The organism is Salinisphaera sp. Q1T1-3, from assembly GCF_003602005.1.
In the GTDB taxonomy this organism is placed as follows: domain Bacteria; phylum Pseudomonadota; class Gammaproteobacteria; order Nevskiales; family Salinisphaeraceae; genus Salinisphaera.
On the sequence record NZ_QZWD01000004.1, the window covers coordinates 153,854 to 176,288 of the forward strand.

The window sequence follows — 22,435 nt, forward strand, 5'->3', positions numbered from 1 at the left end:
CGGCGAGGCTATGGGTGGGCCAGCAGTTCGGGCTCGGACGGCCGAGCCGATCACCTGCGCCGGGCGGCGCCGTTGTCGCAAGGATGGACATCGATTCAATTCCTGTGTCGTCTGTTTCGGATCCAAAAAGAAAACCCCGGCCGGGAAGACCGGCCGGGGTTGGATCAGACAACACGATCGGCAGGCTTCCCGAGGGACGCCTGCCGGGTATCGGTTCAGGCGCCTGGAGGGCTAAACCAATACCCGTAAAACTTGACCACGCACGACGACGCATCGCGAGCCGTGAGGCACGCTGCGATGGCCGGTGATGGCGTGTGTTCGATCAGCATGGACGTTACGCTACGCCATGTCCTGATCCGGCGCAACACGGCCGCGGATGATCTGGCGGATCAGCCAGCGCCCCGGGTGCAACGCCTCGACGAGATCGCCGGCCACCGGCTGCGGGGCACCGGTGAGCGCCGAGGCCAGCATCTCGGCCGCCAGCGGTGCCCGCAGCATGCCGTGCGAACCGTGCGCGAGGGATACCGAAAGCCCCGGCCACAGCGCACCGGCCGTGGTGACCGGCTGTGTGGCATCGTGACCGAGCGCGGCATAGTCCGAACACCATCGCGCGCGATCGGGCACACCGCCGACCAGCGGCAGGCGGTCATGGCTCGTGCAGCGCCAGCTTGCCCGGCCACGCACATCCGCGACGGCAATCGCCGCGGCCAGGTCCGGAAGCAATGCACCGATCAGACCGCGATTGGCTTCATGCTCGGCGTCATGAACGACGAGATCGGCCGCACGTGGCTCATAGGTGGCGCCAACGCTCTGGCGCCCGCCCCGTGCCGGCAGCACATAGCCCCTGTCGCAGACCACACACGCCGGCGACGCATCGTTGCCGGCCCCGGCCAGCGCGAAGTGCGAGGCCTGCCCCCGTACCCGGCCGAGCGGCGGCAGATCGGGACACAGCATCGCCGCCGCTCCGGCATTGGCCAGCACGACATGATCGAACACGGCCCAGCCGCCGGCGTCGTCGACGACAGCCCAGCCCGCCTCGTGACGGGACAGCGCCGTGACGTGATGGTCGCGCCATGTCACGCCGGACCGTTGCACAAGCCAGGCGCACAGGGCCGCCGGCCGGACACTGGCGCCACCGGGGAAATACAGACCACCCCGGACATCCGATGCGAGCCGGGTGCCCGCAAGCTTGGCGGCCGTCGCGGCGTCCACACCATGTACCACGGACCTGGGCAGGCCCAGGCCCGCGAGCATCCGGGCCTGGCGATCCACCTCGTCGCGGCTGCGGGCCAGCTGCAGCAGACCGCAGTCCTGCCAGAGCGTGCGCTCGGGATCATGATCGGCAAGCCAGCGTGTCGCATAGGCGAGCGCGGCCAGATCAAAGCGCGTACGCACGGTGGGCTCGACCGCGAGCCGCGGGCTCAAGGCTGCGTCGCGATTACCCGATGCCCCGCCGCCCGGCCCGGCGGCGTCGTAGATCGTCACCTCGCGCCCACGACGGGCCAGGGCATCGGCCACGGTCGTGCCGGCAATCCCGGCGCCAATCACGGCGATACGACCGTGCGGCGGTACTGCCGACGGCTGGCTGTACCACGGCCGCGCATCGCCAGCGCGCCCGGTCGCCTGGCCCTCGAAGCGGCCGGTCAGCATGTGGCGCTTGCGCGCGAAGCCCGGTCGCCGCGTCCAGACGAACCCGGCCGCCGTGAGCGCATCACGCAGCCCCCGGGCCGCACTGTAGGTTGCCATCGTCGTACCGGGGCGGCTGCGCGCGGCCAGGGCCTGACACAACGCGGGCGACCACATGGCCGGATTGCGCGCCGGGGCGAACCCGTCCAGAAACCAGGCATCGACCTGTCCCTCGAAGGCGGCCAGCCCTGCCTCGGCCTCGCCGAGGTACAGATCAAGCGTCACGCGCGGCGCCAGTGCCAGCCGGTGCATACCCTGCACCGGCGCCGGCCAGAGGCTTGCCAGTCGTTCGATCTGCACGGTCAACGTCGGCCAGCGGGCTACCAGACGACGCAGATCGGCAGCACGCAACGGATGGCGCTCGACCGAGAACAGATGCAGACGGGCACGCGGTGGCGCCTGCGTCTCGAACAGCGCCCAGGTCGCCAGCATGTTGCGCCCCGCGCCGAAACCGGTTTCCCCGACCACGAAGACCTGTGATGCGGCGAGACCGGCCAGCCGTGCCGACAGGTCGTTTCCGTCCAGAAAAACGTGCCGGCTCTCGTCGAGGCCGCCTTCGCGCGCGCAGTAGACGTCATCGTAGTCGGGCGCATGCATGCCGTCCTCGCGATGGACGACCCGCGCATACGCCAGGCCCAGCGGCATGCTCATCGGTGCCTGGCCGCAGCGGCGTCACCCCCGGGCCACCGCGCGACCGCGTCTACGGGTTCTGGCTGTTGCCGCTGTCGGCTGCCGCCTTGCTGCCCGTATCCTGCGGCGCTTCGTAGCGGTCGCCCGATATGTATTTGCTCGCCGAGACCACGGCCAGTATCACCACGATCACGACCACCAGGCCGATGGCGATCCGGGTGCGTTTGGTGTCGCTGGCCAGTCGCCGGCCACAACTGTCGCAGCGGGACAGGCCGCGCGTGACGGGTTCGTTGCAATGCTCGCAGAAACGGGTTTCGATGGGTTTGGCCATGATGACTCCTCTGTCTCGCCTGCGATACCGGCATGTGCCCCTGACATATGCCCTGTCCGGCCATCGCGATGGATCTTGTGGTTTGTTGTAACGCCCTGAACGACGACCACACGGGCCCTCGCCGCGGCTTGCCGGGCGTGGCGGTCAACGATCGGCATGTCGCTCGCTTCGGACACTACGCAAAAGCGATGGCGATGGATCCACGCCTGGCCCATGCTGTGTTCCGAAATCAGACAATACGTGGAAATACCCCCGATCCGCGAGCGTGACCGCATGACCGATATCGCCCCCGCCCGCAGTCGCCTGGTGCGCTGGCTCTATCGAGGCCTCGCCGGCCTGTTCATCGGCCTGGCCGCGGCGGGCGTCGTGCTGCCCGTCTTGCCGACTACCCCGTTTCTGATCGTGGCGGCCTGGGCGGCCGGAAAATCGTCGCCGGCGCTGCGCGAACGGCTGCGCCAGCATCCGCGCTACGGGCCGGCCCTGCGCCGCTGGCAAGACCACGGCGCGATTTCGCGCCGCGCCAAGATCGCGGCGATCAGTCTCATGACGCTGAGCTGGGCCCTGTTGTGGTTCACGATCAACCGTACCGGCGTGATCATCGCGGTCGGCATCATGATGGCCATGGTCGCGGTGTTCATCGCCTCCCGGCCGGAGGGTCGCCGACGGTCGACCGGAACGCGGAACTGAAGGCTCGTCGGTCTCCGGCTTTGGCATGCCCGGCCGGCCGGGGCCGATATTGCAGCGCCGATCCGGAATCGAGTCTTGTGAACCCGGTATGAAAATAGATGATTTTCCGCGTTGATAACGCGCGTGTGCGAAAGCACGCGCGCCACGGCAAACGGCCGTGAAACCATTGAAAATAAAAGTTGGGCAGGTGCCGGCTTTTCTTTCGATGGCGTTGAAAACAGCTGACGTCGTCAGCTGTTTTGGTGCCGGATTAATAACAGGCCCTCAATAAGGCGGCTGATGTCGCCCGCGCGCTGTTGTCGAGCCTCCGCCGTGTGTGCGGCAAGGCTCGCAACGCCGCCGGACAGGCTTGGCAGCCCCCGGACACGGGCCGGAAGCGCCGGCCGAAAATGGCCCGCTCACGAGCCGGTCTCGGTCAACCGCGTCGGTGATACAGACCGTACAGCCCACCCTCGCCAACCCGACGAAAAACGGCCGTGGCGGTCGGGCCGCCACGGCCGCAGCCGATCGATCAGGGCTTGCTGTCGTCGGGCAGTTTGTAGGCGATGACGTAATCGCCGAACTTGGTGCCGAACGTGCCGTGCCCGCCGGCAACCACGACCACATATTGCTGGCCGTTGACGCTGTAGGTCATGGGCGTGGCGTTACCACCGGCCGGCAGACGGGCCTGCCAGAGTTTGTCGCCGTTGTGGACGTTATAGGCCCGCAGATAATAATCCAGCGTGCCGGACTCGAAGGCCACGCCGCCAGCCGTGGTGATCGGCCCGCCCAGCGCCGGCACGCCGACCGGCAGCGGTACCGGCACGATCGGCGTCTGGTCACGGGCGGTGCCGTTCGGGTGACGCCAGGCGATCTTGCGTGTCTGCAGATCGATACCGGCCACATCACCCCAGGACGGGGCCTGGCATGGGAGCGCGAGCGGCGAGAGCAGCGGCCCGATCTTGACCGCGTACGGGGCGCCGGTGTTCGGCTGCAGGCCGCCGTTCTCCGAATCGGCCTTTTCCATCGAACGCGCTTTCTCGGCAGGCACGAGCTGGAGCACGAAGGCCAGGTACTTCGGCACGGCGAACAGGCTCTGGTCGGCCGGATTGATGGCCACACCACCCCAGTTCATGACGCCGACGTTGCCCGGGTACGAGATCGAGCCCTGCAGGGACGGTGGCGTGTACTGACCCTCGTATCGCAGGCTGTTGAAACGGATACGACACATCATCTGGTCGATCGGGCTCGCGCCCCACATGTCGGCACCGGTCAGCTGCGGCGGCACCAGATTGAGCTCGGAGTGCGGCTGCGTCGGTGCGGCGTGATCGCCGTCGACCGTGCCCTGCGGCGCCGCCTGCTCGTGAATCGGGACGACCGGCTTACCCGTGACACGGTTGAAGACATACAGCTGGCCCTGCTTGGTCGGCTGAATGACGACCGGCTGCATGCCCGACTCGGTGGTCAGGTCGGTCAGCTGCGGCTGGGCCGGCGGATCCATGTCCCACAGGTCGTGATGGGTGAGCTGCTGATGCCAGGCCATCTGGCCGGTATCCACGTGCAGCGCGACCAGCGAGGAGCTGAGCTTTTCCGTGGCGGCGCTGCGATTGCCGCCGAACTGGTCCGGCGGCGCATTGCCGAGCGGTAGATAGATCAGCTTGTTCTTGTGGTCAACGCTCATCGGCGCCCAGACGTTGGGCGAGTTGCGCACATAGTGCGCATCCGGGGCGATGGGCTTGGTTTCCTCGGGGTTGCCCGAGTCCCAGTTCCAGACCAGCTTGCCGGTGTGCACGTCATAGGCCCGTACCACACCGGACGGCTCGTTGGTCGAGCTGTTGTCGGTCACATGGCCGCCGATGATCACGAGACCGTCGGCCACGATGGGCGGCGAGGTCGAGTAGTACCCCCCCGGCTTGAACGGGCGCTGGTTGGCAGCCAGATCGACCGAACCGTCGTTGCCGAAATCGGCACAGCGCTGGCCGGTGTCGGCGTTCAGTGCGATCAGACGCGCATCCGCGGTCGGCAGAAAGATCCGACGTGGGCATTGATTCGTGGCCGGCGCGTCCTGGGTGTTCTGCGGATCGGCAACCGGGGTGGCCGTGGCCTGCGTGTCGGCGTCGGCCGACTGGCCGGCGTTGCCGACCTCGGCATAAGCCACGCCACGACAGGTCATGTGCGGCCAGCCGGAGAAATTCTTCGCGCCTTCCTGCGACAGATTCGTGTTGTAGTGCCACTTCGTCTTGCCGGTGGCCGGGTCGAGCGCCAGCACCTGGCTGTGCGGCGTACACACGTAAAGCGTGTCGTTGACCTTGAGCGGCGTGTCCTCGTCGGTGATCTCGGCCGGATGATTCGGGCCCGGCAGGTCGCCGGTACGGATCTTCCAGGCGACCTTGAGCTGATCGACGTTACCGGTCGTGATGTCGTCGAGGCTCGAGTAATGCGTGCCGGCATCCGTGCCGCCGTAGGACGGCCAGTCGGCATCGGCCGCATAGGCCGGATCGACGGGATGATCACGTTCGGGAATGCTGCCGGTGATCGTTGTCGGCGCCGGCACGAACTGGCTGACGAGCGCCAGGCCGAACGCGGCGATCACGCCAACCAAAAGCACGGGCGTACCCATGCCGTTACCGTGACCCGAACCGCGGGCCGCCAGAGGCCGACGCAGCCAGGGCAGCAGCATGACGAGCCCGATCACGGCGAACAACGCCAGACGCGGCACGAGATCCCACCATGACAGGCCGACTTCATAGATCGACCACACGATCGAAGCCAGTAGAAACAGCCCATAAAGCCAGAGCCCGGCCGAACGGGCGGCAATGAGCAGAACGCCGTCGATCACCAGGACGATACCGGCGATCAGGTAATACCAGGAGCCACCGACGCCGACGAGCTTGAAGCCGCCAATCGCCAGCGCCAGTCCGATGACGAGAATGAGGATTCCGACGATCGCCGGAAACAGTCTGGAAGGTGATCGATTTATTGAGTTCGGCATGACCCTGACCTGTGGCGCGACGCAGCAGCATCGACGCTGCCTTGCGTGATTATCACATACGACTAAAGTTGTATTATGCAAGCGTAGCAGATTCCGACGATCGCCTGCGCGCTTTTTTGGTGCAGCTTCAATCGGCGTCTCAGGTGATCGTTTCGCGGGCGATCCGGATGATGCGCTCGCGCAGCCAGCGATGGGCGATGTCGTGATGGTCGAGCGCCCCCCAGGCGATGCCGATCTCGAAGGCGGGCAATGTCAGCGGCGGCTCATGTACGGCCAGGCCCAGATGCCGGGCCTGATAGCGTGCGATCCGGGCCGGCAGCGCCACGATCATGTCGGACTGGGCGACGAGTTCGCGGGGCAGTTGGTAGTGCCGCGTCAGCACGCTGATCTGCCGCGACAGTCCCAGATCGGCCAGTACCTCATCGATGTGCGACAGCCCGACCCCGGTCTGGGTGATCAGCACATGGCGCTGGGCAACGAATGTTTCCAGGGTCAGACGGCCGCCGTCGGCCAACAGCGCAGGATGATCGGCCCGGATCAAACAGGCCAGCCGATCGGTCCACAGACGCTGCTGATGGAAATTGGCCGGCAGGCGTCCGAACTCGTTGATCAAAAAATCGGCCTCGCCGCGCTCGACCTGATCGATGGCATCGGTGCCGGCCGACAGGATGTTGAGCGCGATATGCGGCGCCTCGCGCTCGAGCACGCCGACGATATGCGGCATCAACACCGAAGCGGCATAGTCGGTGATCAGCACGGTGAACAGCCGCTCGGCGGTCGCCGGCTCGAAGGCCCGGTTGGGAGCGAGTGCCGCTTCCATCTGGGACAGGGCGTTGCGCACCGGGCGATGCAACTGTTCGGCGCGTGCCGTCGGCTGCATCCCCTGGGCCGTGCGCACGAGGATCGGGTCACCCAGCAGCTTGCGCAGACGCTTGAGGGCATTGCTCATCGCCGGCTGCGTGATATCCATGGCCCGGGCAGCCCGGGTCACGCTCTTTTCCCGCAACAGAGCATCGAGCATGACGAGCAGATTGAGATCGACGTCTCGAATATTCACGCCATGAATATAGCCGAAGCCCTCGGGCGACCCAATGCCGGCTGGTGCCATCCTCGCCACTGCCCCAGAATAGTGCGCCTGCTCGCAAGTGTTCGTGCTTCATGTCTGACAAGGCCCCGGATGCGACGTTGGCACGTCGCCTGCTCACTCTCGCCGGTCTCCTCCTGGTGGCGATCAATCTGCGCCCGGCCCTGACCAGCGTCGCGCCGATCCTGGATCCGATCGGCCGCGGCCTGTCGCTGGGGGCTGCCGGGCAGAGCGTGCTCACGACGCTGCCGGTACTCTGTCTGGGCCTGGCTGCCCCGCTCGCACCACGTCTGGCCGCCCGGTTCGGCCCGGAACGCGCCGTGCTCGGGGTACTCATCGGGCTGACGGCCGCGCTCGGGCTGCGTCCGTTCCTCGGGACCTCGGGGCTGTTCGTGGGCACCGCCCTGGCCGGCGGCTGCATCGGCATCATGGGTGTGCTGCTGCCCGGACTCGTCAAACGCGACTTCCCTACCCAGATCGGGCTGATGACCGGGCTGTACACGATGATGCTCAACCTTGGCGCGGCCGGGGCCGCGGGCGTCACCGAGCCGCTGCGGCTGGCCTTCGACCAGGCATGGCAACCGGCCCTGGCATTCTGGCTGGTGCCGGCGGTGATCGCGATCGTGGCGTGGATCGCACAGCTGCGCGGCACGGCCCGACCGGCCCGGACCGTGCATCGCGGACACGGCGTCTATCGCAGCGCGCTGGCCTGGCAGGTCACGGTATTCATGGGGCTTCAGTCGTCGCTGGCCTACATCGTTTTCGGCTGGCTGCCGACGATGCTCGCCGACCGCGGCATGGCACCGGTTGCGGCCGGCGTGGCCCTGTCGGTATCGATCCTGCTACAGGTGAGCACGGCCCTGGCCGTGCCCTGGCTGGCCACGCGCCTCCCCCGCCAGCGCGCCGTACTGGTCGGCGTGGTATTGGTCACGCTGTGTGGGCTGGCCGGCTGTTTCTATGCCCCGCTGGGCTGGGTATGGGTCTCGGTCGTGGTGCTGGGACTCGGTCAGGGCGGCAGTTTCGCCATGGCGCTGACGCTGCTGGCCCTGCGTGCCCCGGATGCCGCGTCGGCGGCCGAGCTGTCAGGCATGGCCCAGGGCGTGGGTTATGTCATGGCAGCACTCGGCCCGTTCGCGGTCGGCCTCATCCATGATCTCGCCGGTGGCTGGGGGCCGGTCGGCATCCTTCTGGCACTGATCGGCGCAGGCGCGATGCTGGCCGGTCTAGGTGCCGGTCGTGATCGCCAGCTCGGCGATCGGCCGGCCGGTCGTTGACTCCGCGCCTGCCGGCCCGCTGGCGCCCGCCGGGCGGTGTACTAGCCGCGCTGGCGGCACTCGTCGCACTGGGCGGCTGCGTACACGGCGCGTTACCGGACGCGGCCGTGCCGTCGCCAACCATCACGCCGGGCCTTGCGATCGCGTATCCGGCCGGGCGCACACCGCTGATCGAGGCGGCCGAGACGGCCTTTCGTCGTCAGCCGACCCGGGCGCGGCTCGAATCGCTGCCGCCCGGTGCACTGATCCGGTATCGGCCGATCGCCGCACGGGCTTATCGTCTCAGCCATGTCCAGGCCGGCGCCTGGCAGTTCGTGTACCGGAGCACGGATGCCCACGGTACCCCGGTGGCCGATACGGCCACGCTATTGATCCCGCCCGCGCCCGCGCATCGGCTGGTCGCCTATCAGGTCGCCTACGACGCCCTGAACCGGCGCTGTGCGCCGTCCCGAGAGATCCTCAACGGCACGATGATCGAGCAATGGTTCGTCAGCAAGGCGCTCGCCCGGGGATGGCCGGTGCTGCTCACCGATCACGAAGGACCGGATCTGGCTTATCTGGCCGGGCACAACGCCGCCCATGCGGTGCTTGATGGTATCCGCGCCGCGCGGACCTTCATGCCCGGGCTGCTCGATGCCGTCGATACGCGTATCGGTCTCTGGGGCTATTCCGGCGGCGCATTCGCCAGCCTCTGGGCGGCCCAGCAGGCCGCCCGCCAGGATGACGACCTGCTGATCGCCGGCGTGGCGGCCGGCGGGCCGCCAGCGGATCTGCTGGCCTCGGCCCGACACATCGACGGCAGTGGGTTCGCCGGCGTGTACTTTCAAGCGGTTCTGGGCCTGGCAAGGGCCCATCCGGAGATCGACCTGGATACGCTACTCAACGACCGCGGCCGGACCATGCGCGCCCGTCTGTCGCAGAGCTGTCTCGGCCAGGAGCTGGCCGGCGTACGCGATCCGCTGCTATCCGGCTACAGCTTCAAGCACATGCACGATTACACGACGGTCGACGATCTGCTGACGGTACCGGCCGTCCGGCGCGTGGCGAGCGCCAACCGGCTCGGCGAGCAGCCGCTGGCCGTACCGCTGTATTACTACCAGGGCTGGTTCGACCCGCTCACGCCGCGCGATCAGGCACGTGCCCTGGCACGACGCTACTGCGCTCACGGGACCGCCGTTCGGTTCGACTGGGCCCTCGGCGGTCATCTGTTGCCGGCGATATCGCACGCCGACAAAGCACTGGCCTTTCTCGCCGCACGATTCGCGGATCGGCCGGTCGACGACGGCTGTGCGGCTATCCTGTCGCGTTGGTCGCCGACGACGGGAACACACGCCGGCCCGAATCGACGCTGAGCCCGCGTCGCCGCGGTCACGTCATCCTGCGACGCTGTGGCCGCTACGCCCGGTTGTTGACACATTCACCACGCGTCACGACGCACGGTCGGCACGTCACGCCAACCGGTCTCGGGTGCGGCGGCATCGGCGCGCCAGGTCCAGACCGTGTCGTCGTCGAGCGCGGCCACCGACAATCCACCGTCGGCCATGAATACGCCAGTATCCAGCCAACGCGTATTGGCCGCGGCAAGCGGATACGGCATCGGTGTGTGGCCATGATAGACCCGGTCGATACCGCTCACCCACGGCACCTCGACATCCGGGCTCGGGCCACGCAGGGCCCGCATCACCGTATAGGCCGCATCTCGCGACCACAGCGCCTCGGCAACGGTCTCCGCCTCATCGGCTGCCAGTCGCGCGGACAGCCGCGTCCAGTCGCCGCCGGGCACGCCGGCATGAACGAGCCCGACGACAGACCCCGTCGCGGTCTTGAGCGTCAACGCGATCGGCAGCGCCGCGGCCAGCGCCCGCAGCGCGGCGGCGGTCTCTCTCGATAGCCGTCGTGCCCAGGCCCCGCCGTTGGTCTGCCACAGGGACACGGCCTGCCCGCGCCGACGCCGGCCGTCGGCCGTCAGGGCGTCCAGCATCATCTGTTCGTGGTTGCCACGAATGCCGTAGACCCAGGACTCGGCCGACAGACGCAGTGCGTCTTCGCTGTCCGGCCCGCGGTCGATGAAATCGCCGAGCGCGAACAGCCGGTCACATTCGGTATCGAAGTCGATCCAGCGCAGTAGCTGGCGCAGACGCCGGGCGTGGCCATGCACATCGCCGACGACATAATCGCGACCGTGACGATTGGGCTCGACATGCCGCATGGTCTCGTATTTGGTCATACCGACAGTTTCGCACGGCGAACCAGCCCGTGAGGCATCGCCGATTCATCATGTCTGCTCGGCGCCGCCGGGCTCGAAGCGATGATGACAATCAATGCATACCAGACGATTCGGTCGCCGGAACAGGCGCCTGAGCCAACCGCGCTTGAGCGGGGCGACGCCGTAGCTTTGACAAACCGGACAGCGTTCTCGCATGTCAGTGATCTCCTAGCGATTGACGATCACCCAGCTGTCGATAGAACACAGCCCGAGCACGACAAGCCGACCGCGGCCGCTGGGCGGATCACGGTCAGTCATGATCGAAAATCCCATCGGCGATCCCCGCGTGACAAGGCGCACTCGATTCAATCGCGCAACGCCGAATCGCGCACGCAGCGCTCGTGATCGCTCAGAATGCTGACAATACATGCCTTACGACCATCGTCTAAGACCAAGGCATGCGGCAGCGCAGTCGCGATTCGGCACGAGCACACGCCGATATCGCCGCATTTCGCGCGCAAGACAGTGCGCTGTATAGCGCGCGCCGGCCAGACGACAGCGCGTCATCGGCCGGCCTTGGCGGCGGCGCGTCCGTGCGGGGCGCTGTCGGCCGTCAATCGCCCGACCCCGGGGCGTCCAGGGCTTGGGCCGGGTCGGCGCGAACCATCGGCGTGCGTCACCGGCCCGACCGGGATCCAGCTCAAAACCGCACCCGCTCAGTTCACCGGCCCACCTTCGGAATCCAGGCTGCATTCAGCCAGTCCGGCATCGCTGTCGCAGCGGATCTTTTTCAACAGATGCTGCATGCGATGGCTGTACCAGTCCGCCTGCCCCAGTTTGACGCGTACGTTGCGAAACAGCTCGCGATACTTCGTACTGCGCTCGTCGTTGATCCGAACCCAGTATTGGTCCGGAATCTGTTTCTCGGCGCCGGTCACGCGCGAGAGCGTGGCATCGAACATGTTGTCGAAGACCCACTGTCGGGATTTTTCGCCGTAGCCTTCGGGGAACCGGTCCTTGTGGATCAGCATCTGGCCCGAGAGCATGCCGAGCACGAAATCGGCGATGCCGCCATCCTGACCGAGCCCCTTGTAGAGTTCGAGCGCGTTATAGGCAAATGCCGGCGCATAGGCGAGGTCGACGCTGCCGTTATTGAACATGGGGCCGAAGGAGGCGATCGTGGCGCCTACCGGTGACGCACCGGCGATCCGGGCCAGCGTCGAGGCCTGCTTGTCGTACGACAGCACGGCGACCTTCTTGCCCGCGATATTGTCGATACTGCGCAACAGTTTTCTGTCACGCGAGAACAGGAATGCCTTGCCGAGCGGCACCACGCCGGCGACTTCATAATCGCCGTCCTGCATGTACGGCGATGCCTTGGGCGAGGACATCACCCGGATGGCAGTACGTTCCTGGTCGTAGTTCTGCAGGCCGCCCGCCATGTCGAGGCTGCCGGCGAACTTGACGAAATGGATGGCCCGGACGCCGGTCATGGCTGCCATGTCGCACTTGCCGGCCTTGAAATCCGACGCCGCCACTCCTTCATCGGTATAGGCTCGAGGCTCGAGCTTGAGGCCCCAGGCGCGAGCCTGGACGACATAATCCTGGAGTGCCTGGTAGATGAACCCGTTGGCACCGATCGGGTCGTAGACACAGAAAGAACGAGTTTCGGTCTGGGCCGCGGCCGGCGGTATCACGCCGCCGAACAGCCCGGCCGCGCCGGCCAGCGCCACGCCGAACATGGCAGTCCTGAACTTCATAGGCTCCTCCTCGGATGGATCGCGCGATCAGTCGCCGCATCCGACGGCCATGGGCCCGTCAAGCGTCGAGACGATCGTCGTTTGGAAAATATTTCTTTTCGATAACGAGCGACAAGCCGACTTTCGTCAAAGACGCACACCGCCCCGGCCGCGCGTGGACAACCTCGCGCGGCAAGGCCAGACTCCCCGGACAGTCGTATTGCCGTGTCCTGTCATGTCCGTTTGCCGTCGTCCTCGCCTCCCTGCTGCCTTCGTCTTGCTGGCCCTGTTCCTGTCGACGACGCCAGCCTGGGCCGTGGATTGCGGCGATACCGCGCGCCAGCCGGTCATTCAGAAGATTTGTGCCGACAAGACGCTGCGTGATCTCGATAACCGCGTCGGGCATCTTGCGCGGCAATACGCCCGACATACCGAAACACCGAATGCCAGCCGTACCCGCGACCAGGCCAACTGGCAGGCCGAGACGCTCGCGGCCGGCTGGCAGGCGATCGCCACCGATCAGCCCCTGGCCCCCACGCTTGCAGCACGGTTTCGCGAGCGCATCGCCTATCTGTCATCGCGCATGCGTGACGGGGGCACCGATACGCCGGCCCATCGTCTGGCAACGGCCCTGGCCTCGGGCGATGGGCGGAGTATCCGCGCGCTCGACGGCCTGGCCCGAGCCGATGACATCAAGCTCGCGCCACAGGGCAAGACGAACCGATATGACAGCCCGGCGGCGGCATTCGCCGCGCTCGACGCCAAGCCGAGCCCCGCACTGCGCCAGGCCAGCACAGCGCGTTTTGCCGATGGATCGCTCGCGCTGCAGTGGTTGCCCGGCGCCCGGATCGGCGTGCTGTTTCAACAACAGGGCACAGCCCATTGCTTCAGCGGCCAGTGGTTTCGCGTCGATGAGAGTGGCCGGGCCCAGACGCTGGCCGCACCGCCAGGACTATCACTCGATGGACCGGACAGCTGCGGCATACATGTCGCGATCGCACGCATCGCCGGCAAACCGGCCGCATTGCGTATCGACTCGCCGGATATCGACCAGGACACGATCACGCTCCAGACGCTGAACGACGACGCCTGGCAAACGCCGCACCGGATCATCGTGCGCTACGACCATCGCCTGGGCGAGCCGCGCGTCGTGCATCGCCAGGACAGCGGCGCTGCCTTCTGGCGCAAGCTGGCCCTGCCGATGGTCCAGGCTTTCGACCGGCATCCCGCGCCCGGCTTTACCGCACCGGCCCTGTCGCCGGCCGATGCCGATCGCATCAGCGACCTCCGGACGAAGGTCGAGGCCGCTGCCAAGGGCGCGTCGTATCCGCCGGCCCCGTTGACCGATCAGGACACGGACGGGCCGCTCGCGCCCTACAACGCTTTCGGCGAAACCGCGGTGTATTTCCCGCTTGCCGCCCGCGGCAACTGGCTACTCGGGCGGATCGGGCACGGACACTGGGGCTGGCGTAGCGGCAACGGCTGGCTGGTCGGTTTCTGGACACTGGATGCCGATGGCAACCCGGTACCGCTGGCCAGCCTCTATGTGCCACGCGAGCGCGAGAGGGTTCTGGGCACGGCCGTAATCGACGGACCGTCGACGGATTGAACAGCGCCCGCGCCACGTATCGCCCCGTTCAAGGCCTGTGGCGGGCCCGGCGGACTACCTGCGCGTGTCGACGAAGGTCAGGCGTGCGGCGTCCTTGGCGATATGCTCGGCCGCGATCATGCGGCCGTGGCAGACGCCATAGACACCGGGCGCTGCGATCCGGGCGGCCATGATCGCCTGGGCCACATTCTGGCGGGCATCACTTTCAGCCACACGATAGGGACGCATCGCCCCGGTCAGCACCACGGGCACGCGGTGCGGCGAGAGCCCCCGGGCCAGCACCCGGGCCGTATCGGGCAGCGTATCGGTGCCGTGCGTGACGATGACGGCATCGGCAGCGTCGGCGTCGATGATCTCGCGGGCCGCCTCGAGGATCTGCCGGCGGTCGTCATCGTCCATGTCGAGCGAATCACAGGCCATGACCCGCGAGACCTGAATCGCGATATCCGGATGCCATAACGTATCGAGCAGGTCTTCGATGACCGGCACGTCGAGGGTCAATGCCCCGGCGTGCGCATCGTAGGTCTTTTCGATGGTGCCGCCGGTCGCCAGCAGTGTCAGGCGAAACAGGGCATTCGACTGCGATATCTCGGCCACGGCCACTCTCGATCGAACAAACGAGTCCGGATTCTAGGGCGTGTTGAGGTTTCGTGCGAGTCCGCGCCAAGTGCTGTTGTGCGGCAAGACGAGGCGTAGCACGCATCGCGTGTCATTATGCGCCAGCGTGCTAGAACGCCGGATTGCCGTCGTGTTTTTGATCTTGGGGCGCTTGTCCCTTTGGGTTGGGCCGCAAAGCGCGAGTCGCCCCAGGGCGGCCATCGTCGATTGATGACGGCCCGAGCTTTCCGGACAAGTGCTGTTTCCTACGCCCCCTGTCGATCGACGACGCGAACAGAGCGCGGTGTCGTGTCAGGGTGTGGCGCAGGCGCGGCTCGGTCGGCGCGCGTGTGCCGGCGCGGCCAGACAAACGTGTAATACTTGGCCGCCATGTCGGGCGTTGCCCGTTCTTTTTCGACGCATACGCCTTACCTGCCATGTCAGCCACGATATCGCCCGCCATCGATCATCGCCGGCCAAGCCGGGCCGAACGCCTGTGCTGGTGGCTCGCCTTGATCTTCGTGGCCGTATTTTTGACCGCCTTGCAGATCACCATCACCGCACCCTACGGCTTGACCTCGCTCAAGCTGCTGGCGAACTTTCAAGCAGTCGAGCCGTTCCAGCATCGGGCGCTGATTCCCATCTGCGTTGCTGCGATCGAGCGGCTGGCACCGCTGGATCATCGGCTGGCCTTCGCGCTGACCGAGGTCGTGACCTGGGTCGCGCTGGGCGTGCTAGCCGAGCGTGCACTGGCCATATTCGGAGTGACGCACCACGCCGCGCTGCGCGGCGTACTGGCCCTGACGCTGCTGCCGCCGATGGCCATGGTCACGCTGATTCCGGACCTGCATGTCTGGCCGATATTGGCCCGCGCCGATGGGCTCTGGGATCTCGGCGACTGGGGCGTCCGTACGCTGTATTACTATCCCTACGATCTACCGGCCGCGGCCTTCACGCTCGCGCTGCTGCTAACGCTGACACGCATCGCCGACCGCATCACCGGGCCGCGTCTGATCGGGTTGGCGTTGTTGTTCGCAGTGGCCACCCTCAATCGCGAGACGACGCTCTTCATACTCCCCATGGCAGCCTGTCTGTTCATGCGGCATCAACACCGCCGTGCGCTGTTCGGAGTGGTCGCCGGCCTGGCGGTGCTGTTCGTGGCCGTGCAGTGGCCGCTGCACTGGTGGTTTTCCGATCAGCCCAATCCCCACGGCCATCTCGGGGCGACACAGTACGAGTGGCACCTTGGCGAGAACTGGCATTACCTGTCACAGCCGATCTATCTGATCACCGAGCTGGTGCGGTTTCTCGGCGGGCTGTGGCTGCCCATGATCCTGTGGTGGCGGTTCGTGGATGCACGACTGCGCGCCGCGGTCCTCGGTTTCGTGCCGTTGCTCGTGCTGGTCGGCCTGCTTATCGGCCGGGTCCCGGAACATCGTATCTTCCTGGAAGCGGTACCGCTGGTCTGGCTGGCCGCCATCCAGGCGGCCAGCCAGCGTTTCCGACCGATCTGCCCGGCACACGAGGCCTGAAGCCCGGGGCGGCGCAGCCGGCCGATCTCGTCGCTAGGGCCTGTCGTCACGAGATCGGTAGGAGCAATCCGAAGGGCCAGCGGCCACGCAACGACAGTCCGGCGTTATCGCGCGCTCATCTGGCTCGGCCACGCCAGGCTCACGATGCCCTGTCTTGTCGCCGCCGGGCCCGGTCTATCTCGTGACGACAGGCCCCAGAGCCTCGAACACGCGTGCCACGGCCTCGGCGCCCGGGTCCTTGACGCCGGCAAGCGCCTCGTCACGAACATAGGCGGCTCGACCGGCGCCGGCGTGGCCCATATCGGCCGTGGCATCGGCCCCGCGACGCGCCGCTGCCGCGGCATCGGCTATAGAGCCGGCCGACAACGCCTCGGCCGCCGGCATCAGGGCATCGAGCATGGTGCGATCACCGGGGGCCGCTCCGCCGTATGCCTGCATGCGCGCAATGCCGCGCGTCAGGGCTTCGCCGAGCGTGGCGCCGTCGGCAAGGCCGGCCGCTGTCGCGGTGAACAGGATCGACAACAACACGCCGGACGAGCCGCCCATGTCATAGGCCAGCAGATCCCCGATTTCCTCCGCCAGAAGCGCGCTATCGCCGGTCGACAGGCGATCCGCGTCAAGCGCGCGACACACTGCCTGTGCGCCACGATCGAACGCGGTGCCGGTATCGCCGTCGCCGGCCGCCGCATCCAGATCGTCGAGATCGTGTCGGGCCGCCGATAGCGCGCACGTGGCCGCACGCAGCCGGTCGGCGACCTGCGCATCACGCGGGCCCGTGCCGGATTGACGATCACGGCTTTCGATCGGTGCGAATGTCTCGGGCGTTGCAATATGTGCTGCACCGGGCCAGCCGATCGCGGCGGTCTCGCTGAACAGCGCGGCCGCCACGGTTTCGTCGCTCGGCAGGAGCGTGATCGAGAAACCGTGCATGTTCATCGACGTCATCAACGGCGACGGCCGGATCGCGATACGGGCCTGATCGGCCGGCAACTGTGTCAGCACCTCGTTGGTGAGCACGCCCATCTCCTGGGTCGAGCAGCCGCCCAGATTGTTGATGAGCACCGCCCATTGTGCGTCGCCGCCATGTCGTTGCCGGGCTTCGGCAAGCAGCGGCTCGAGTGCCAGCCGAACGGCCTCGCGGGCATCGCTCGGGTCGACCTCGGACACACCGGGTTCGTTGTGAATCCCCAGCCCGAGCTCCGCGGCGCGCGGCTCGCGCGCCGCGCCGGGTAGTGTGGCACTGGACAACGACAGACCGATCGAGACCAGGGCCTGGCTGACGCTCTCGGCCTGCTCGGCCACGGTGTCGAGATCCGCACCGGCGGCCGCGGCATGGCCGGCGATCTTGTGGACCAGCACCGTACCGGCCAGGCCACGTGCGGCGACATCGTCCGGTAGCGACACATCGTCGGCGATGATCACACTGCGTACACGATACCCCTCGCGGCTCGCGCGCTCGGCCGCGAGACCGAAATTCAGCCGATCGCCGGTGTAGTTCTTGATGACCAGCAGACAGCCGGCCGGACCGGTGACTTCGCGAATCGCGGCCAGCACCGCCTCGACACTCGGCGAGGTGAACAGATCGCCGGCGATTGCGGCCGCGAGCATGCCATGGCCGACCAGTCCGGCGTGGGATGGTTCATGGCCGGCGCCGCCGCCGGAGATGACGGCCACACGCTGGCCGTCGAACTCGCGATCGACGACCAGGCGCATGCCGGAATCCCGGTCGCTGATGCGAACCGGCGCGATGCGTGCCAGACCGGAGAGACCGTCGTCGACGACGTCATCGGCTGCGTTGAAGAAGAAATCCAAGCGACTGCCTCGATCGGTGAAACCCGTCAGGCCAAGTTAGCAGCCGACGTCCGGCGTGCCCAGCCGAGATTGGCCAGCAGTGCGGCCGCAATCACCAGCCCGCCGAGCGCCAGCCGAAGCACGTCCGCGTCGTGGTTCCAGATAACGAGATTGACCACCAGGCCCGCCGGGATCAGGGCATTGTTCATCACTGCCAGCGTGCCAGTGTCGACCTGGGCGGCGCCGCGATTCCAGAGAAAATAGCCCATTCCCGAGGCCGCCAGGCCAAGCCAGACGAGCACGCCCCACTGCAGGCCATCGGCCGGCCAGCCGGCATCATTGCCGAATCCGAGAAAACCGAGAGCGGCCACCGGCCAGGCGCCGACGAAGAACCAGCCGAAGTGCGTCCCCAGCGATGCGTCCGCCGGCAGATGCGCTGCGAGGTGGCGATACCCCACCTGGCCGATAGCAAAACACAGGTTGGCCCCCTGAACCATGAAGAACCCGGCCCAGAAATGCGGGCTGACCGCTGTGTAACGGATCAGTGCAGCGCCGGCGACCGCAAGTACGGCACAGACCAGATAACGCGGCGAGAAACGACGGGCCACGAGATCGTCGATGAGCGTGATGTAGACCGGCGTGAGAATCGAGAACAGCAACACCTCTGGCACGCTCAGCCACAGGAACGACTGATAGAAGAACAGATACATCACACCGATCTGCACGGCCCCGACCGCCGCCAGACCGAGTGCCGCACGCGCGCCCGTCGTCCGCGGCCGCAGCATCGGGACGAACAAGGCCAGCGCCAGCGTGATCCGGATGAGCACGGCACAATAGACATCCACCTGGCCGGCCAGATAGACGCCGATCAGGCTGAAGGAAAACGCCCAGAGCAGCGTCACCGCCACGAGCCATATCATGTCGTCACCTGCATCATCGGCCGGTACCACGGGTCAAAGCGCGCCGATTATACGGACCTGGCAACGCTTGTCCGCCATCACATCGATGTCCTTCGAAGCCACGCCCGGCCCGCGCTCGCCCACCGGCTGGCGCGGTCACGGCACGGCCCGGGTGTGCTGTCGGACCGACGGCGACGTTCAGCGTCTTATCGAACGCGGCCGTTTTCTGCCGAGCGGCGCCACGCGCGCCTTCGCGTTCCACAACACCTATCGCTGGGCCTTCGACGAGACGATGCTGCGCCTGGCCCACGAACGCTTCGGCGCCGAAACGCCGGTCGAACTCGTCGAACTCGTCGCCGATGGCCCGGACAGCCTCATCGCCCGGGCTGCACATGTCTGCGGCGCCGACCATTACACCGCCCGGCTCGTGCTGGTCGCCGACGGCTTCGATCTGATCTGGTCGATCGACGGCCCGGCCAAGCAGGAACATCTGTGCTATCACTATCGCGCCGCGGGCCTGTAGGCTTGAGCCTTGCCCCCACGGCAGACCCGACATGCCCGAGACCGATCGCATCACCACCGAGCCACTGGCCGCCCGGGTTCGCGTGCACTGGGACGACACGCTCATCGCCGACAGTACATCGGCCATCCGGCTTGCTGAACGTGGATATCCCGACCGTCTGTACGTACCCATGGACGATGTCGCCACCGATGCCCTGTGCGTCTCCGATACCGTCACGAAATGCCCGTACAAGGGGCAGGCAACCTATTACCACGTCCATGTCGACGGCGACCGTCTCGACGATGCGGCCTGGTCCTATGCCAAGCCGATCGTCGACGTCGAGTCGATTGCCGGCCACGTCGCCTTCGATCACGAGGCGTTGACCATTCTCTGCGAATGCGACTGACCGGCCGCCCCGGCCCGCGAGGCGTGCGGGCAGGCGGTGCCCCCGGTTTGTATACTGCCCTGCCCCTCGGCCGGACGACTCCAAGATGCTGGTAACCGTTCTTCTGATCGCCATCACCTGTGCGGTGTCGATCACCTGTTTCTCCAACCCGACGCTGCTCGATCGGCTGCTGCTCTGGCCGCCCGCAGTCAACCGCGGCGAGTACCAACGCCTGGTGACCAACGCCTTCGTGCACGCCGACGGCGCGCATCTGGCATTCAACATGATCACGCTGTTCTTCTTCGGCCGCGTGATGGAGCCGTTCTTCGAGCGCTATATCGGCATCGCCGGCTTCGTGATCTTCTATCTCGCGGCCGCCGTCGTATCGGTTCTGCCAAGCTATCTGTCGCACCGCAACGACTCGCGTTATCGCTCCCTGGGGGCTTCGGGTGCCGTATCGGCCGTGTTGTTCGCCTTCATTCTGCTGGCCCCCTGGTCGACGATCTATGTCTTCGTGATTCCAGTGCCCGCCATCCTCTACGGTGTCCTGTTCACCGCCTACGGCCTCTATGCCGGCCGACTCGGCCAGGATCACATCAACCACAGCGCGCATCTGTGGGGCGCCGCCTTTGGCGTGGCCTTCACGCTGGCCATGGAGCCGCGTCTTGGCGCGTTCTTCCTTCAGCGACTGATGTCGCCCGGCATGTAATCGTGCTGCGGTTTTTCTTCTGGGCCGGTCTGCTCGTCGTGATCGGGCTCGTGGTACGCGAGCGCTACCGACGCGTGCGACGTCGACTGCGCGGCGAACCGGAACCACAACAACAGGGCCCGCGCACCGTGACGTTGGTGCTGATCGCGATCGGCGTCGTCTACGGCCTGCTGATCGGCTATCGCCTGCTGACCATGGGCCCGAACGGGCTTTTCTCTTGAGCGGCAGGCGCAAGCCGATTACCATACGCAGCCGCTGCAACGCTCCCTTCGTCTAGCGGTCCAGGACGTCGCCCTCTCACGGCGAAAACAGGGGTTCGAGTCCCCTAGGGAGCGCCATCAAAGCCGTGATCCGGCCTTGATTTTTTTTGCCGCTCATCAGCGGTCGTCGCAGCAATCGATGTCTGCATGCAGCGGCTAGGCGGCACTCACCGGCCATTCGAGGCAAAGGCGATGCCGTGCGCCGGCATCCCCGCGATCTATCGGCGGCCCCACAGGCACGCGCTCGTGCTGGCTGGCCGCGTCCATCAGTGGGACTCCAAGCCCCTGTTCGCTCAGGCCCCGACGGGAGCTGTCCCGTGCCCGGAGGCAAGCGCGGGAAATTCTTGACACGCTGAATCCCACGAATCCGGGGTGTCACGACCGGAAACCGCGGGTACGCGTGGATAAGTATGGCTCCGTCGGCGTGAACTCAGAACGAAGCCCGCAGCCCAAGCGTTGCGGTGCGCGGCGCGCCGGGCTGAACCCACAGCCTAGAGTAACTATTGGCGTACCAATGCGTATCGAACGGATTGGGGAGCCTGGCAAAAGCGGTCAGATTGTCGGTGAGGCCGACTTCGCCGAAAACACGAAACAGGACATGATCCGGCAAGGTGAAATCGGTACCGGTGGCCCCCAAGCGCTCACCGACATATTGCATCCCGGCACCCGCCATGACGCCCCTGCCAAGAACGAGTAAACGTTTCTGGGCCTGGGCATTGAGCGGATGATCGGGGATGTTGATCAGCGGATCGCCCGGATTGATATCGAATGTGAAATTCGGGTCTTGCACGCTTGAGCGTGACTCGGCGTCCACATAGGCATAGCTCAGCCGGAACGCCACACGTGCCGGCAACTCGCCCGATAGATCGAGCGCCACACCGCGGCTACGCGCCTTGCCGATGGCCACGGAAAAACCGGGGTTGTTGATATCGCTGGCAAGAACGTTCTTCTTGTTCAACTGAAATACAGCGACTGTGCCGGTGATCGCGCCGCCGAGAAATGAGAGCGTCGTCCCGGCCTCGACTGATCGCGTCTCCTCCGGATCAAAGATCCTGCCCGCGACGTCGGTAACGGTATTGGCTCGAAAGCCAACGCCGTAGGCAGTGTAAATCGTCGCCGGATCGCTCAGTTCGTAGACAATGACGGCCTGTGGGCTGACCCGGCCCTTGCGACGCTCGCTGTCGACATTCGTGATCTCGTTTTCCGTGCGCAACATGAAGTCGTCGTAGCGCACGCCGACTGGCGACGGCGTTTCTGATCGAACCGGCAAGCCCGGTGGCCGGAACCGTGTCGACACGCTGCCGATCCCCGGGATCGGTCCAGTGTCGCGATCCATGCTCTGGCCCAGCGCTGTTCATCGCATTGGCCGGGATAGGCCTGACATTGACCTGACATGGTCACGCTGATCTGCCGAGGCGCTCGGGCATCGACGCCGCTTTCGATACCGAGCCGAGACGCAGGTGTTGCCTGAAAACCCCGGCGCGGCGCGCTTTTACGGCCGGTGTGTTGCCGGTAAAACGACGTCGAGCCCGGCACCGTCGAA

General features: G+C 66.4%; 19 protein-coding genes and 1 tRNA gene. 10 read left to right on the plus strand and 10 right to left on the minus strand.

All coding sequences use genetic code 11. The annotated features are described in order from the left end of the window. Window positions 1-339: 339 nt before the first annotated feature. Window positions 340-2,337 carry a bifunctional tRNA (5-methylaminomethyl-2-thiouridine)(34)-methyltransferase MnmD/FAD-dependent 5-carboxymethylaminomethyl-2-thiouridine(34) oxidoreductase MnmC gene (gene mnmC, locus D3260_RS05830; RefSeq protein ID WP_120097636.1) on the minus strand — a complete coding sequence of 666 codons (1,998 nt, stop codon included), beginning with the start codon at window positions 2,335-2,337 and terminating at the stop codon, window positions 340-342. Between the two features lie 49 nt (window positions 2,338-2,386). Beyond that, window positions 2,387-2,647, minus strand: a complete 261-nt coding sequence (locus D3260_RS05835) for a hypothetical protein (protein WP_120097637.1) — start codon at window positions 2,645-2,647, stop codon at window positions 2,387-2,389. Window positions 2,648-2,887: 240 nt separating this feature from the next. On the opposite strand from D3260_RS05835, the gene D3260_RS05840 reads away from it, so the two are divergent. Beyond that, window positions 2,888-3,334: a YbaN family protein gene (locus D3260_RS05840; RefSeq protein WP_199671372.1), complete on the plus strand. Its 447-nt coding sequence runs from the start codon at window positions 2,888-2,890 to the stop codon at window positions 3,332-3,334. A gap of 511 nt (window positions 3,335-3,845) precedes the next feature. Here D3260_RS05840 and D3260_RS05845 read toward each other — a convergent pair. Next, entirely contained in the window at window positions 3,846-6,305 is a 2,460-nt protein-coding gene (locus D3260_RS05845) for a membrane-bound PQQ-dependent dehydrogenase, glucose/quinate/shikimate family (protein ID WP_120097639.1), read from the minus strand. A 139-nt stretch (window positions 6,306-6,444) separates the two neighbouring features. Further along, window positions 6,445-7,362: a LysR family transcriptional regulator gene (locus D3260_RS05850; RefSeq protein WP_120097722.1), complete on the minus strand. Its 918-nt coding sequence runs from the start codon at window positions 7,360-7,362 to the stop codon at window positions 6,445-6,447. Window positions 7,363-7,463: 101 nt separating this feature from the next. Between D3260_RS05850 and D3260_RS05855 the strand changes: the two genes are divergently transcribed. Continuing rightward, a complete protein-coding gene (locus D3260_RS05855; RefSeq protein ID WP_120097640.1) occupies window positions 7,464-8,663 on the plus strand; it encodes an MFS transporter in 1,200 nt (399 codons plus the stop codon). After that, window positions 8,660-10,015, plus strand: coding sequence for a lipase family protein (locus tag D3260_RS05860; RefSeq protein ID WP_120097641.1), 1,356 nt, complete (start codon window positions 8,660-8,662; stop codon window positions 10,013-10,015). Before D3260_RS05855 ends, D3260_RS05860 begins: the two co-directional genes overlap by 4 nt. Window positions 10,016-10,080: 65 nt before the next feature. On the opposite strand, the gene D3260_RS05865 is transcribed toward D3260_RS05860, so the two are convergent. Together D3260_RS05865 and D3260_RS05870 are read right to left on the minus strand one after the other, a co-directional pair. Further along, on the minus strand, window positions 10,081-10,890 hold the full coding sequence (locus D3260_RS05865; protein WP_120097642.1) for a metallophosphoesterase: 810 nt from the start codon (window positions 10,888-10,890) through the stop codon (window positions 10,081-10,083). Window positions 10,891-11,585: 695 nt separating this feature from the next. Continuing rightward, window positions 11,586-12,629: a putative solute-binding protein gene (locus tag D3260_RS05870; RefSeq protein WP_233543976.1), complete on the minus strand. Its 1,044-nt coding sequence runs from the start codon at window positions 12,627-12,629 to the stop codon at window positions 11,586-11,588. A gap of 256 nt (window positions 12,630-12,885) precedes the next feature. Here D3260_RS05870 and D3260_RS05875 point away from each other — a divergent pair, with 256 nt between their 5' ends. Then, window positions 12,886-14,217, plus strand: a complete 1,332-nt coding sequence (locus tag D3260_RS05875) for a hypothetical protein (RefSeq protein ID WP_120097643.1) — start codon at window positions 12,886-12,888, stop codon at window positions 14,215-14,217. Between the two features lie 54 nt (window positions 14,218-14,271). Here D3260_RS05875 and D3260_RS05880 read toward each other — a convergent pair whose 3' ends face one another. Next, window positions 14,272-14,814: an asparaginase domain-containing protein gene (locus tag D3260_RS05880; RefSeq protein WP_158583413.1), complete on the minus strand. Its 543-nt coding sequence runs from the start codon at window positions 14,812-14,814 to the stop codon at window positions 14,272-14,274. 437 nt (window positions 14,815-15,251) lie between these two features. Here D3260_RS05880 and D3260_RS05885 point away from each other — a divergent pair, with 437 nt between their 5' ends. Then, window positions 15,252-16,346, plus strand: a complete 1,095-nt coding sequence (locus D3260_RS05885) for a hypothetical protein (RefSeq protein ID WP_120097645.1) — start codon at window positions 15,252-15,254, stop codon at window positions 16,344-16,346. Window positions 16,347-16,520: 174 nt separating this feature from the next. Here the strand turns inward: D3260_RS05885 and D3260_RS05890 are convergent, their stop codons facing one another. Both D3260_RS05890 and D3260_RS05895 read right to left on the minus strand, forming a co-directional pair. Next, the gene (locus D3260_RS05890) at window positions 16,521-18,158 is read right to left on the minus strand and encodes a dihydroxyacetone kinase subunit DhaK (RefSeq protein ID WP_199671373.1); all 1,638 of its coding nucleotides are present in this window, start codon (window positions 18,156-18,158) and stop codon (window positions 16,521-16,523) included. A gap of 26 nt (window positions 18,159-18,184) precedes the next feature. Further along, the gene (locus D3260_RS05895) at window positions 18,185-19,057 is read right to left on the minus strand and encodes an EamA family transporter (RefSeq protein WP_120097725.1); all 873 of its coding nucleotides are present in this window, start codon (window positions 19,055-19,057) and stop codon (window positions 18,185-18,187) included. Between the two features lie 67 nt (window positions 19,058-19,124). On the opposite strand from D3260_RS05895, the gene D3260_RS05900 reads away from it, so the two are divergent. From D3260_RS05900 to D3260_RS05920, 5 genes are all read left to right on the plus strand, one after another. Beyond that, entirely contained in the window at window positions 19,125-19,559 is a 435-nt protein-coding gene (locus tag D3260_RS05900) for a DUF6314 family protein (protein WP_120097646.1), read from the plus strand. A gap of 31 nt (window positions 19,560-19,590) precedes the next feature. Beyond that, window positions 19,591-19,944 (plus strand): DUF427 domain-containing protein, encoded by a 354-nt coding sequence (locus tag D3260_RS05905; RefSeq protein WP_120097647.1) that lies wholly within the window; start codon window positions 19,591-19,593, stop codon window positions 19,942-19,944. Between the two features lie 85 nt (window positions 19,945-20,029). Further along, window positions 20,030-20,632: a rhomboid family intramembrane serine protease gene (locus D3260_RS05910; protein ID WP_120097648.1), complete on the plus strand. Its 603-nt coding sequence runs from the start codon at window positions 20,030-20,032 to the stop codon at window positions 20,630-20,632. A 2-nt stretch (window positions 20,633-20,634) separates the two neighbouring features. Next, complete coding sequence (locus tag D3260_RS05915; RefSeq protein ID WP_120097649.1) at window positions 20,635-20,853, plus strand: hypothetical protein; 219 nt, start codon at window positions 20,635-20,637, stop codon at window positions 20,851-20,853. 41 nt (window positions 20,854-20,894) lie between these two features. Then, window positions 20,895-20,970: transfer RNA gene (locus tag D3260_RS05920), tRNA-Glu, on the plus strand. Window positions 20,971-21,322: 352 nt separating this feature from the next. On the opposite strand, the gene D3260_RS05925 is transcribed toward D3260_RS05920, so the two are convergent. Further along, window positions 21,323-22,228: a TonB-dependent siderophore receptor gene (locus D3260_RS05925; protein ID WP_120097650.1), complete on the minus strand. Its 906-nt coding sequence runs from the start codon at window positions 22,226-22,228 to the stop codon at window positions 21,323-21,325. Window positions 22,229-22,435: the final 207 nt, after the last annotated feature.

What these genes read in the sequence shown, in the direction of transcription:
- mnmC (WP_120097636.1), bottom strand. Translation starts at nt 2,337, where the DNA reads ATGAGCATGCCGCTGGGCCTGGCGTATGCGCGGGTCGTCCATCGCGAG.
- D3260_RS05835 (WP_120097637.1), bottom strand. Translation starts at nt 2,647, where the DNA reads ATGGCCAAACCCATCGAAACCCGTTTCTGCGAGCATTGCAACGAACCC.
- D3260_RS05845 (WP_120097639.1), bottom strand. Translation starts at nt 6,305, where the DNA reads ATGCCGAACTCAATAAATCGATCACCTTCCAGACTGTTTCCGGCGATC.
- D3260_RS05855 (WP_120097640.1), top strand. Translation starts at nt 7,464, where the DNA reads ATGTCTGACAAGGCCCCGGATGCGACGTTGGCACGTCGCCTGCTCACT.
- D3260_RS05865 (WP_120097642.1), bottom strand. Translation starts at nt 10,890, where the DNA reads ATGACCAAATACGAGACCATGCGGCATGTCGAGCCCAATCGTCACGGT.
- D3260_RS05870 (WP_233543976.1), bottom strand. Translation starts at nt 12,629, where the DNA reads ATGAAGTTCAGGACTGCCATGTTCGGCGTGGCGCTGGCCGGCGCGGCC.
- D3260_RS05885 (WP_120097645.1), top strand. Translation starts at nt 15,252, where the DNA reads ATGTCAGCCACGATATCGCCCGCCATCGATCATCGCCGGCCAAGCCGG.
- D3260_RS05895 (WP_120097725.1), bottom strand. Translation starts at nt 19,057, where the DNA reads ATGATATGGCTCGTGGCGGTGACGCTGCTCTGGGCGTTTTCCTTCAGC.
- D3260_RS05905 (WP_120097647.1), top strand. Translation starts at nt 19,591, where the DNA reads ATGCCCGAGACCGATCGCATCACCACCGAGCCACTGGCCGCCCGGGTT.
- D3260_RS05910 (WP_120097648.1), top strand. Translation starts at nt 20,030, where the DNA reads ATGCTGGTAACCGTTCTTCTGATCGCCATCACCTGTGCGGTGTCGATC.
- D3260_RS05925 (WP_120097650.1), bottom strand. Translation starts at nt 22,228, where the DNA reads ATGGATCGCGACACTGGACCGATCCCGGGGATCGGCAGCGTGTCGACA.